Below are 12943 nucleotides of genomic sequence, written 5' to 3'. Positions count from 1 at the left end.
CAATTTAGTATAACGTTGTTGAAATTTTTAGTCAATAAAGGGCTTACAAAGATATGGTGATAAAATTTGAGTAGCTTCCAATATATAGAATTTGTGGTAATCTAGTAGCATCATGGATTAAAGACGTTTAAGGGGGACAAAAGGTGGATACGAAAGAACGTAAATTCATTGTGAAAATTGCAAAGTTATATTATTTAGAAGGATGGACGCAAAATCAAATTGCTAAAAAAGTAGGTCTATCACGGCCTATTATTTCGAAAGCCCTTAAGCAGGCAAGGGAGAAAAATATAGTAGAAATCTATATAAAAGATGAAACAGCTCTTACAGTAGAATTAGAAATGAAACTAGAGAAAAGGTATGGTCTGAAGGAAGTCTTAATTATCGCTGGAAAAAAAGGAAATAAAGAGAAAACACAAAGCCAACTTGGTAAAGCAGCTGCGAATTATTTATCCAAAAGGTTAGACGAAGTTAAGACAGTCGGGATTTCCTGGGGGAAGTCTATGCAAGCTATGGTCGAAGCTTTTCCTCACATGGAAAAGAACCACATCCATATTATTCCATTGATCGGAGGAATGGGGCAATCCTTTATCCATTATCATTCTAACCATTTAACATTCGAGTTGGCGCAAAAATTAAACACGCGTTCCTCCTATCTGTACGCACCAGCGGTCGCAGAAACCACAGAATTTAAGAAAGAAATTGTTGCTTCTAAAGATGTTGCAGAAGTCTTAGATGAGGGGAAGAAAGTGGATATTGCAGTCGTAGGAGTTGGACATCCTATTTATCAGGCAACGATGAAAGAGATGGGCTATTTAAATGAATATGATATCCAGACATTGCAGGAAACAGAGGCAGTCGGGGATATAAATTCCAATTTTTACAATGCAGCAGGTGAACTGATTAAACATTCTCTAAATGATAGACAGATTGGGCTTTGTCTTGAGGATTTAAAAAATATTCCGGAAGTAATTACCATTGTACAAGGTGCACACAAAGTGGAGAGCCTAAGAGTGGCTTTGGAAGCAGGGATATTGACGACATTAGTTATGGATGATCAGACAGCAGAATTACTTTTAGAAAACGGATCTTAAAATAAATTGTCTAAAATTATTGACAATAATATGTAAGCGTTTTATTATGTTTACAAACGTCATAATAATTTACAAGTGTAAAGGCGGGGTTAACGTGTGGGGGACATTTATATTAGTGTTTGCCGGAATTTGGGCATTACAGTTTTTGTTAACACAGCTACAGGTGAAGCATTACAGAGCAAATATAAAAGAATTTGCCAAGCGGAAAGTAGGCTATCTCGGTACAGGTTACTACAAAAAAACGCTAGGCACAGGTGCTCTTATGCTGATTGTGTGTGATGAAGAAATGAATATTGTAGAAGCACAGGTGATGAAAGGGCTTACTGTTTTTGCTAGATTCCGTAATATGAGCAAACTTATTGGAATGCAGTTAGATTCAAGCAAGGAAGCAGAATTTTTGTCCATAAAAGAAAGAAATGCATTACAAGGTGCAATTGATATGATTAAAAAAGAAGTGAACAAAGGAGATGGGAATAAAGCATGGATTTCTTAATTTCATTAGCTGAAGGATTTATTGGAATGTTTGAGGCTGGCGGGAAACAATTTGTAGACCTAGTGACAGGGATTATTCCATTATTGGTAGTTCTTATTACAGCTGTAAATGCTGTAATAAAATTCGTTGGGGAAGAGAGGGTTAATGCTTTTGCTCAAAAGTGTACGAAGTATTTTATTTTAAGGTATACCGTTTTTCCGTTTATCGCCGTTTTCTTCTTAACTAACCCAATGTGCTATACGTTTGGTCGCTTTTTACCTGAAAAACAGAAGCCCGCTTTTTATGATTCCGCTGTTTCTTTTGTTCATCCAGTAACAGGGCTTTTCCCACATGCTAATCCAGCTGAGTTGTTTGTATATATGGGTGTTTCGGCAGGAATCACGTCGCTTGGTTTATCCTTAGGACCGTTGGCATTACGCTTTCTACTTGTTGGTATTGTTGTAATGCTGCTTAGAGGTTTAGTAACAGAGATTATTACAGACCGTATGATCAAAAACAAAGCGAAGAATGCAGAAGCAAATGTTGCATCTTAACTTAGTTGGGAAAGGAGCGTATTATCAATGAGTGAATATAAAGCTGTTAAAATATCAAAAGGGCCGTCTGGATGGGGAGGACCTTTGATCATTGCACCTACAGATAATCAAAAATATATTTTATCGGTGACCGGTGGAGGAATCCACCCAGTAGCACAAGAGATAGCAGATCGTACTGGCGGGATAGCTGTTGATGGTTTTGAAAAGTCTATTCCAAATGAAGAAGTGGCTGCCGCTGTTATCAATTGTGGTGGAACGGCAAGAAGTGGTGTCTATCCTCGACTGGGGATTAAAACAGTGAACACATTTAGTAATTCCCCATCTGGCCCGCTTATGAAATTTATAAATGAAGATAACTTTGTTTCTGGTGTGGAAGTTGCGCAAATAGCGTCCACAGATAACTCAGATGCAGCAGCTGCAATAGACAAATCGCAAGATCCAACACCACAAGAAAGCTCTCTACTTGATAAGGATGTTGCCCAGCAAAAAAAACAACAAGCAAAAGAGACAGTGGCCCAGCAGAAGCTGCACAAGGGCAAAAAGAATCCTATTATGAGGTTCATCGAAGTGCTTGGAAATAAAGTAGGAAATGTTGTTAGTATCTTTTTCCAATCTGGTCGAGATACGATTGATACGATTATAAAAAATATTTTACCATTTATGGCATTTGTAAGTGCGCTTATTGGGATTATTAACTATACCGGTATTGGTGATATTATTGCTGAATTTGTTGCTCCGATGGCGACTAGTTTAATAGGGATGTTAATTCTATCATTAATTGCTTCCATACCGGTTATCTCTCCGTTGCTTGCGCCTGGAGCTGTTATCGCACAGGTTGTTGGTGTGTTAATAGGTGTGGAAATTGGAAATGGAAATATCCCTCCACAAATGGCTCTGCCAGCATTGTTTGCAATTAACCCTCAAGTAGGAACGGATTTTGTACCAGTTGGTTTGACGCTTGGAGAAGCAGATCCAGAAACAGTAGAAGTAGGCGTACCTGCAGTTCTTTTTTCAAGGCTGATTACAGGACCAGCAGCAGTCGTAATCGCATATTTTGCTAGTTTTGGTTTATATAGCTAAAAACACAATTTTCATTCATTTAAGATATATCTGTTGACCTGAAAAAGAAAACGCCTTATAATTACAAATGTTACTAATTGTTACATTTGTAATTATATTTCTAAGATGTAGTTAAGATAATAGACTAGAAATTAAGGAGAGAGAAAATGGAAATGACCAAACCTTCTGTAGACGTAAACGTTGTTCAGGTCGGTCCAGACGCCGAATTAATGTTTGAGGAAAACATGATCATTCTTTTTAACACCAGTGTTCCCAATGATCTAAAAGAAATTGCTATTGTTCATGATGGAGGAGGCCTGGCGATAGCATTACAAGCAGGGGATGAAATGGTGATTGATAAGGAAGTCTTTCAGGTGTTGTTTGTAGGAGATAAAGTAAATGAAACATTGGCAGATTTAGGCCACGCAACCTTTCACTTTAATGGTGAGTCTCATTCAGACATGCCAGGAACGGTTTGTTTAGAAAATAAAACGATCCCTCCGATTAATGAAAATACTGTTATATCATTTAGAAGATAGATAGAATTCAAATGTGAGGAGTGGAGAAAGATGCTTGGCTTAAATAGAAAACTGCAAAGACTAGAAAATAAAGGTTCATATATAAAAGTAGGGCTTATAGGTGCAGGACAGATGGGGAGAGGGATGATTTCCCAGATAGAGGGTATGAAAGGGATGCGCGTTGTTGTTACAGCTGATTTGCGAGTAGATAACATAAAGAATGCCTATACTCATGCAGGAATTAAATCATCAAATGTCATAGTTACAGATGACAAGGATAAAGCCACTATAGCTTTAAAACATAATCAAGTTATTGCGACAGCTGATATGAAGCTTGTAACATCGCTAGAAGAAGTTGATGTTGTCGTAGATGCAACCGGTGTACCAAATATAGGAGCAGAAATCGCATGGGATTCTATTTTAAACCGGAAGCATATTGTCATGCTAAATGTTGAAGCAGATGTAACAATAGGACCCTTATTGAAGAAAATGGCGGATGCTTCAGGCGTTGTGTATACAGGTTCTGCAGGAGATGAGCCTGGCGCCATTATGGAGCTTTATGACTTTGCCGATGCAATGGGATTTGAAATAGTCGCATTAGGAAAAGGCAAAAACAACCCGCTCAATTTGGAGGCGAACCCAGCTACTGCTGAGGAAGAGGCATTATCCAAAGGTTCTAGTCCAAAAATGTTAGCGTCCTTCCAAGACGGCACCAAAACAATGGTGGAGATGAATGCGATTGCAAACGCTACAGGGTTCCTTCCAGACAAGCCTGGAATGCATGGATTTAGTGGATCTGTCTCTGAGCTTCCTGAATTATTTCTTGAAGAGAGCAAAGGCGGTAAAGTAAGTAGTAAAAAAGTGGTTGATTTTGTTAACGGGATTGCACCAGGTGTATTTGCAATCATTGCTTCAGATAAAGACGAAGTGAATGCGGAAATGAAGTATCTTAAAATGGGGGATGGGCCAAACTACGTGCTTTATCGGCCATACCATTTAACAAGCTTAGAGACGCCTCTTTCTATTGCAAAAGCTTATTTTGATCATGAGCCAACAATTGCACCATATCATGGATTGCAGGGCGAAACGGTAACAGTAGCGAAAAAGGATTTGGAAGAAGGAGAGTACCTAGATAACATTGGCGGATTTACCGTTTACGGAAAGCTGTTAAAAGCCTCTGAAGCCAAAGAAATGAACGCTTTACCATTAGGATTAATTGATCAGAACGTGCAACTGAAGAAATCGATTAAAAAAGGAGATATCATCACGTATGATGATATTTTACAAACAAAAGAAACAACAATTTGGAAGCTTCGTGCTATCCAGGATAAAGATTTTTTTTAGAAAAGAAAAGCCTCTCCACAACTATATACTGTGTAGAGGCTTTTCTTTTATTAGGTAAGAAAACGCTTTTATTTTTTCTTGACGTTTTTATTACTTATTGGTATTCTTGTTACAAATGTAACTATTAAGAACAAATGTAAAAGGGGCTGTGCATATGACAAAGCTATCTTTACCAGAGAATGTTACAAACGAAAAGTTAATAGGTCTATATAAACAAATGTGGCTCATTCGCTTTTTTGATGAAAAGGTAGATGAGTTTTTCGCAAAAGGACTAATACACGGTACAACCCATTTAGCGGTTGGACAAGAAGCAAGTGCATCAGGTCCGTGTGCAGTGCTTAGAGATGAAGATAAAATTACAAGTACACATAGAGGGCATGGTCACTGTATTGCTAAGGGTGCAGACATTAACAGAATGATGGCAGAGCTTTTTGGTAGAGCAACAGGCTATTGTAAAGGAAAAGGTGGCTCTATGCATATTGCCGATGTAGAAAAAGGGAACCTTGGTGCAAATGGAATTGTTGGTGGAGGTATCCCTTTGGCAGTTGGTTCTGCTTTAACATCCTCTATGAAAAAATTAAACTATGTGACGGTTTGTTATTTTGGAGATGGTGCAACGAATGAAGGAAGTTTCCATGAAGCATTAAACCTAGCTGCCGTTTGGAATTTGCCAGTCGTCTTTATTTGTGAAAATAACCAGTACGGAATGTCTGGTGCGGTAAAGGATATGGTGAAAATCCCTGATATTGCCACACGTGCTGATTCTTATGGCTTTCCTGGAGTTGTTGTTGATGGTACAGATATGATTGAACTTATGAATGTAAGCAATGTAGCGGTAGAACGGGCACGTAGCGGACAGGGTCCGACATTGATTGAAGCAAAAACATATAGATGGAAAGGTCACTCAAAAAGTGATGCTAAGAAATATCGTACACGTGAAGAAGAGAAGGAATGGAGAGCAAAGGATTCCATTAAACGATTTAAAGACGTTCTAATTGACGAAGGGTTTATTACCGAAGAAAAGGCAGAGGAACTTAAGCAAGAAGCTAAGAAAGAAATTGAAAATGCTGTAGCATTCGCAAAAGAAGGTCCAATGCCTGGTAAAGAAGATCTATTAACAGATGTCTATGCATAAGGAGTGGGACAAATGAGGGAAATAACGTATTTAGAAGCAGTAAGAGAAGCAATGAGTCAGGAAATGCGGAAAAATGAAGATGTCTTTATTTTAGGAGAAGATATTGGGATTTATGGCGGCGCGTTCGGTGTAACAAGAGGAATGCTTGAAGAATTTGGACCAGAGCGAATACGTAATACCCCGATCAGTGAGTCAGCAATTGCTGGAACAGCAGTAGGATCGGCATTAACAGGGATGCGACCAATTATGGAACTTCAGTTCTCTGACTTCATTACAATTGCCATGGACCAGATTGTGAACCAAGCAGCGAAATTACGATATATGTATGGTGGGAAAGGAAAAGTACCAATGGTGCTTCGTACTCCCAGTGGTTCAGGGACAGGGGCAGCTGCCCAGCACTCGCAAAGCTTAGAGGCATGGGTAACACATATTCCTGGATTAAAGGTTGTGCAGCCATCGACAGCTTATGATGTAAAAGGGTTATTAAAAGCATCGATGGATGATGACAATCCTGTTATTTTCTATGAACATAAATTACTTTATAAAACAAAAGGTGATGTTCCAGAAGAAGAGTATCATATTCCACTTGGGCAGGCGGATGTGAAGCGTGAAGGAAAAGATGTGACAATAGTAGCTACTGCTATCATGGTGCATAGAGCACAAGAAGCAGCAGAGGAATTAGAAAGGGAAGGGATTAACGTAGAGGTCATTGACCCGCGTACCCTTGTACCACTAGATACAGAAACCATTATTAAATCAGTGACAAAAACTGGCCGCCTTGTGGTTGTTCATGAAGCCGTAAAACGCGGTGGTTATGGTGGGGAGATTGCAAGTATGATCGCAGAAAGTGAAGCGTTTGATTACTTGGATGCTCCAATTAAGCGACTTGGTGGTGCACCATCCCCTGTACCATATAACCCAGAGCTAGAAAGAATGCATGTTCCACAAAAAGAGGACATTGTGCAGGCAGTCAAAGAAACACTAAATAGAGCATAAGGGGGGAGACAGATGGCAAAGGAAATTTTTATGCCGAAGTTAAGTAGTACCATGGAAGTTGGTACCTTGCTTCAATGGTTTAAAGAAGAGGGCGAAGAAGTAGAAGTCGGGGAACCGTTATTTGAAATCATGACAGACAAAATAAATATAGAAGTAGAATCCTATGAAGAAGGAACTTTACTAAAAAAATACAATGAAGTGGATGATGAAGTACCGGTTAACACTATCATCGGCTATATTGGGGAAGCGGACGAAAATGTCCCGAATTCCGCACCTGTTCCTGAATCAGAAGAAAACGAAACCGATAAGCAAGAGGAGAAAGATACTTCCTCTGTGATTGGGGAGAAAAAAGAAGCAGACTGTGAAAACGGTGAGAAAGTGAGAGCAACACCTGCAGCAAGGAGAGTTTCCCGTGAGCAGGGAATTATGCTTGAAGAAGTAGAAGGAAGTGGGCCTAAGGGGCGAATCCATGCAATGGATGTCATATCATCTAAAGAATTAGCGCAGTCTATTCGCCACACTCCGCTTGCTGGAAAAGTTGCAGATAAAGAAGGTGTGTCACTGGAAAATGTTCAAGGTACCGGTTCAAATGGAAAGATTACGAAGTCGGATGTACTTTCAGCTTCTAGTATGCAGGTAGAGACCACCACGCAGGAACCACTAGAACACGTAAAACTGAAAGGGCTTCGTAAAGCAGTCGCAGATAAAATGCTGGAAAGTGCGCGATCTATCCCTCATGTTACTCTTACAGCTGAGGTAGATATGTCAGCTGTGGTGGAGGTTCGAAAATCTTTGCTGCCAATTATTGAAAAACAAACGGGTTATCGTCTTTCCTATACAGAGATTATTATGACAGCGACAGCACATGTGCTTGGTAATCATAGGAAATTAAATGCTGCATTAATAGATAACGAGATTGTCTATAATAAGTCCGTTAATCTAGGTTTGGCCGTGGCAGTAGATAACGGTTTAATCGTCCCCTCTGTTCCAAATGTACAAGATAAAGGACTGGCCGAACTTACAGTTGCATGTAAGGAACTTGGAGCAAAAGCGAGAAAAAATAAATTGGACCCAGTTGAAATGTCTGGAAGCACGTTTACGATAAGCAATTTAGGCATGTATGCAATTGAAGGCTTTACTCCAATCATCAACCCACCTGAAACAGCAATTTTGGGTGTGGGGCAAATGACAGACAAGCCGGTTGTTAGAGATAAATCGATTGAAATAAGACCAATGATGGTTCTAAGCTTATCATTTGATCACAGAGCCATTGACGGAGCCCCTGCTGCAGCTTTCCTAACAGAATTGAAAGAAAGATTAGAAAACCCATTTGGGTTGTTAGTTTAGGGGGGAGACAATGGAAAAATTTGATTTAGCGATCGTTGGAGCTGGTCCTGGAGGCTATGTCGCAGCAATACGAGCCGCAAAAGAAGGGAAAAAAGTGGCCATCATAGAAGGAAGGGATCTTGGTGGCACTTGCTTAAATCGTGGTTGTATCCCATCAAAAACGATGCTGAAACACGCTGAAGTTTTAAACCAAATTAAGGAAGCCGATAAATATGCTATACAGGTCTCCTCCTTTTCCTATTCATTGGAACAAATGGTGTCACGGAAAAACAAGGTGATTAACCAACTAAAAAGCGGAATACAACGGTTACTAAAACAAAGTAAGATAACCTTTTATCAAGGTTATGGCTTTGTAAAAGAGGATAAATCAATTACGGTAAAATCTGAACAAGAAGAATCGAAACTATCTGCAGAATATATTATTCTAGCCAATGGTTCAAAACCCTTTGTACCAGAATTACCAGGGCTTGGAGATATTGACTATTATACAAGTGATACCATCTTTGATATAAAAGAATTACCCGAACACCTAGTGATCGTTGGAGGTGGTGTGATTGGATTAGAAATTGCCTGTATCTTTAATAGTATGGGTACAAAAATAGAAATTATAGAAATGGCTGATCGCATTTTGCCAACTGAAGATCAAGATGCGAGTGCTTTCTTAGCGAAGCAACTTAAAAAATCTGGGGTCAAAATTCATACGGAAACTCAAATTAGTTCTTTTGCTAAAGAAGATGGTGGGACGAAAGTTGAATTGAAGCATAAAGGCAAAGTACAAAGCACTACAACACAACACGTGCTTATGTGTGTAGGAAGAATACCGAATATAACTGGAATTGAAGCATTATCGCTAGAGATGAATGGAAAGTTTGTAAAAACAGATTCCAACCTGCAGACATCTGTTAATGGAATTTATGCCATTGGAGATTTAATTGGTGGCTACCAGTTAGCTCATGCTGCAAGTAACGAAGGGATTAAAGCAGTAGATCATCTTGTAGGGAACCCCGTTGTAGATGCAACGGTTCCTCGATGTGTCTATACATTTCCAGAAATATCGAGTATTGGTCTTTCGGAAGCAAAGGCAATTGAAATGGGTTATGACGTTAAGACGAAAAAAGTGGATCTGGCAGGAAACGGAAAAGCAATTGCTGCTGGAGAGAATACAGGATTTATGAAGTTAATTGCTGAAAAAAAATACGGTGAAGTAATAGGTGTCGTGATGGTGGGCACACATGTGACAGAAATGATCAGTCAAGCAACCTCCTTTATACATTTAGAGGGAACAGTAGAAGAGGTGGATTCCATGATCTTTCCACATCCTACTATTTCTGAAGGGTTGTCAGAAGCTGCAGCATCCTGGCTAGGAAAGGGCATTCATTATTAGTAGTTTAAAATATAGAAGTTACTGGTTCCTTCTGCTAATGTCTATTTTTGTTAACTCTATATAAATGGAACTGTTTTAAGAATTCTTCATATTGGGGACTTTTGTAAGATTAGTCATTTTGAACGGTAGAAAAAGGTTCTAATTATAAATTAAGGTCTTTTGTTTAGATACCCATAACCTGTAAACAATATTTTTAATACTAGTGGCGATCCCTAAGTTAAGAGTGAAAATCTAAGTTTTGGGATCGCCACGTATGATCAGCTTTTTTCTTCACTTCTTGCTAACTTCTCACGATCTTTAACCCCTGGTGGTTGTTCCAGCCAGTTGTTCTGAATCATAATATCTGCACCACTCTTGGCAAGCCTTGCAACTTCAAATGATAATCGTTCATAATTGACCATTAAGTCACTTCGTTGACTTGCAGAACCAGCTGTGGAATAATTGCCAATTCCCGAGGATATGAGTAAGCTCATATGAAACATCATTAATTTATCGGAAAAGGTGGAGGCTGTCGATTCACTCACTCCTACATCCGGTACATGAGGGGCTTCAATATCATCTTTCAGTAGGGTATCTACAAAGATTTTAATATGTTTTTGAGAGATATCTTTTCCCCGAATCATAAAATCTTGGACGTCCTTTGTTGGGGAGGTTTGAGCAAAGGCAAGGCATAGTTTAATCCCAGTTGAGTTTGTTATGATATTCATATATAAATGAGAAATCTCAACAGAGTTTAACGGTCGCTTATTGCTTAACGGGTTTAAACCACTTAGGTATTTTTTGCTGTCTACATATTCTGCTCTTTTCGGAACTTCAATATAAGGATGTCTTGCGTTTGTGCCTTTTTGCAGCGCTATTTTAAGGGAGTCCTGAAAAAGCTGATTGGTCTCGGCCAGCCCTTTTGAAAAGTAAGAAGTTATATCCTGCCGAGCACTCATGGAGACAAACCCACTATATGCAAGCATTCCTACCTTCGCCATATGATTTACATAAGTGAGACAGAAGACATCTGTAAATAGCCATGGGGCATTCATATTTACATCCTGTTCGGTAAAGCCATTCGGTATGGCAAATTGCTCACTTTCAAATATAGCTGTTAATTGTTCCATATGTTTCATGGATATATCATGGGCTTGTTGAATAATCGGCTTTATATCTTGATCCTCTATATGTTTAAGCATAAAATCTAAAATACATTTTGACATACTATCATTCATATACGCTGTCCAGAGTGATGCAATTTCTCCAGACGTTAAATGGACGTTATTTTCATTCATATTACTACCTCCTGAAAAACAGCCGTTTACGTTTACTATTTCCAAAATGAGGTATTTTATGTAGTGACTTAAGAAGAACTTTTAAGTGAATAGAGAGCTCTGTACAATATACAGGGCATTTTTTTGAGAAGTGAAATTGTATTTCGTACTAGATATGATATATCAAAACGAATAGTAGAACTCGATCATTCATTTCGAAAATTTACTAGATCCCAATAATTACGGCATTTTTGAGAAGCGATGTTTTCTCGTTTTTTAGCAAGGTAACTATTCCGTTCTACATCTTTCCTATCAAACATATGATTATGTAAACGCATACTTTGGGGGGTGGTAGGATGGATGGTGCTTCAACGTTAGGATTTATTTCGGTATTGCCTCCGTTAATTGCAATTGTGCTTGCTTTTTGGACAAGGGATACCATCTTATCTTTAGGTATTGCCTGTCTGGTTGGGGTATTTTTGGCGGGGGAAGGATTGCTTGGTTTTCCAAATCTAATGAAGGAAGCATTGGGTAACGAAAGTTTTTCTTGGATCTTTCTGTTAGAGATTTTTATTGGTATTTTAATTGCTTTTTTTCAACGTACAGGTGCGATCCAAAGCTTTGCTGATTTGGTGGGACGAAGGCAAGCATCAAAAAAGAGGATTGGGATAACAACGTGGTTTATGGGATTATTTGTGTTTTTTAGCGATTACTTTAGCCCAGTATTTGTTGGATCAACGATGAGAAAGGTGACCGATAAGGTAAAAATGTCTCGCGAGAAACTTGCTTATATTTGTGATTCTACGTCAGCGCCAGTTAGCGTCATTGTTCCAATTACCGGTTGGGCGGTATTTATTTCTGGGTTATTAATTGGGTTAGGACCGATACAGAATGAAGCTGATGCTCTGGATGTATTTACAAAGTCGATTCCGTTTAATTTTTATGCTGTATTGTCAGTGCTACTGGTTGGATTAATCGCTTCAGGAATTATTAAAGACTTTGGTCCAATGAGAAAGGCAGAAGAGCGTGCGCACAAGGAAGGAAAGCTAGTTCGAGACGGTTCAACACCATTAGTATCAAAGGAACTTACAAATATTAAGCCTTACTTTAATGATCGGTTACTTAGTATTGCTTGGAATTTCTTTTTACCGGTTTTACTGATTATAACGATTGCAGTTGGTACGTATATTGGGCTTGGTTCGGCAAAAACGATGGAGGCATTTCTTGCTGCCGTGATATTTCTAGGGATTATCATGCGCATTCAAGGAATACCTGTGAAAGATATTATGGATACCGCCTTAAATGGCATCAAGGGAATCATGCCTGCTGTGATGATATTAGTTTTTGCTTATACGATTAATGCCTTAAGTGAACAGATGGGTACGGCCAATTACTTAATTCAGACAACCGAAACGTGGCTTAATCCGGGGTTGTTACCTGCAATTACATTTTTATTGGCAGCTGTGATCGCTTTTTCCACTGGTACGTCCTGGGGGACATTTGGGATTATGATTCCGATTGCTGTTCCACTTGCTATTGGTTTTGCAGGAGGAGAGATTGATACAGTAGTATTAGCTACGATAGCGGCAGTAGCTGGCGGGGGAGTTTTCGGTGATCATTGTTCCCCACTATCGGATACAACGATACTTGCTTCTACTGGAGCGGCAGTTGATCATATTGATCATGTTCGCACACAAATTCCATATTCTATGGTAGTAGGAATCATTGGATTAGCAATCTATTTAGGACTTGGAATAATCGGATAATTTTTGACTGGAGGTTCTTAG

Annotated in this window: 12 protein-coding genes; 11 read left to right on the top strand and 1 reads right to left on the bottom strand. The window is 39.0% G+C overall.

The genetic code is table 11. From position 1 onward, the window contains the following. Positions 1–143 precede the first annotated feature (143 nt). From JKP73_RS03370 to lpdA, 10 genes are all read left to right on the top strand, one after another. Positions 144–1091: a sugar-binding transcriptional regulator gene (locus tag JKP73_RS03370; RefSeq protein ID WP_200410915.1), complete on the top strand. Its 948-nt coding sequence runs from the start codon at positions 144–146 to the stop codon at positions 1089–1091. 94 nt (positions 1092–1185) lie between these two features. Beyond that, complete coding sequence (locus tag JKP73_RS03365; RefSeq protein ID WP_021289548.1) at positions 1186–1584, top strand: transcriptional regulator GutM; 399 nt, start codon at positions 1186–1188, stop codon at positions 1582–1584. Beyond that, positions 1572–2117 (top strand): PTS glucitol/sorbitol transporter subunit IIC, encoded by a 546-nt coding sequence (gene srlA, locus JKP73_RS03360; RefSeq protein WP_021289547.1) that lies wholly within the window; start codon positions 1572–1574, stop codon positions 2115–2117. The genes JKP73_RS03365 and srlA overlap by 13 nt, the downstream gene beginning before the upstream one ends. Before the next feature lie 27 nt (positions 2118–2144). Further along, a complete protein-coding gene (gene srlE, locus JKP73_RS03355) occupies positions 2145–3197 on the top strand; it encodes a PTS glucitol/sorbitol transporter subunit IIB (RefSeq protein ID WP_021289546.1) in 1053 nt (350 codons plus the stop codon). 146 nt (positions 3198–3343) lie between these two features. Continuing rightward, positions 3344–3715 (top strand): PTS glucitol/sorbitol transporter subunit IIA, encoded by a 372-nt coding sequence (locus JKP73_RS03350; protein WP_234447046.1) that lies wholly within the window; start codon positions 3344–3346, stop codon positions 3713–3715. Between the two features lie 30 nt (positions 3716–3745). Next, a complete protein-coding gene (locus tag JKP73_RS03345) occupies positions 3746–5038 on the top strand; it encodes an NAD(P)H-dependent oxidoreductase (protein WP_200410914.1) in 1293 nt (430 codons plus the stop codon). Positions 5039–5192: 154 nt separating this feature from the next. Further along, entirely contained in the window at positions 5193–6173 is a 981-nt protein-coding gene (locus JKP73_RS03340; RefSeq protein WP_021289543.1) for a thiamine pyrophosphate-dependent dehydrogenase E1 component subunit alpha, read from the top strand. 12 nt (positions 6174–6185) lie between these two features. Further along, the gene (locus JKP73_RS03335; RefSeq protein WP_021289542.1) at positions 6186–7169 is read left to right on the top strand and encodes an alpha-ketoacid dehydrogenase subunit beta; all 984 of its coding nucleotides are present in this window, start codon (positions 6186–6188) and stop codon (positions 7167–7169) included. 12 nt (positions 7170–7181) lie between these two features. Next, positions 7182–8516, top strand: coding sequence for a dihydrolipoamide acetyltransferase family protein (locus JKP73_RS03330; RefSeq protein ID WP_200410913.1), 1335 nt, complete (start codon positions 7182–7184; stop codon positions 8514–8516). Between the two features lie 10 nt (positions 8517–8526). Beyond that, positions 8527–9900, top strand: a complete 1374-nt coding sequence (gene lpdA / locus JKP73_RS03325; RefSeq protein ID WP_200410912.1) for a dihydrolipoyl dehydrogenase — start codon at positions 8527–8529, stop codon at positions 9898–9900. A 257-nt stretch (positions 9901–10157) separates the two neighbouring features. On the opposite strand, the gene JKP73_RS03320 is transcribed toward lpdA, so the two are convergent. After that, a complete protein-coding gene (locus JKP73_RS03320; protein WP_200410911.1) occupies positions 10158–11177 on the bottom strand; it encodes a DUF3231 family protein in 1020 nt (339 codons plus the stop codon). 335 nt (positions 11178–11512) lie between these two features. Here JKP73_RS03320 and JKP73_RS03315 point away from each other — a divergent pair, with 335 nt between their 5' ends. Then, positions 11513–12922: a Na+/H+ antiporter NhaC family protein gene (locus JKP73_RS03315; RefSeq protein ID WP_200410910.1), complete on the top strand. Its 1410-nt coding sequence runs from the start codon at positions 11513–11515 to the stop codon at positions 12920–12922. Positions 12923–12943: the final 21 nt, after the last annotated feature.

It is taken from the genome of Virgibacillus salexigens (assembly GCF_014905415.1).
Taxonomy (GTDB): Bacteria; Bacillota; Bacilli; order Bacillales; family Amphibacillaceae; genus Virgibacillus; species Virgibacillus salexigens.
The sequence above is the reverse complement of the archived record's forward strand: the minus strand, read 5'-3'. Positions and strand labels throughout refer to the sequence as shown.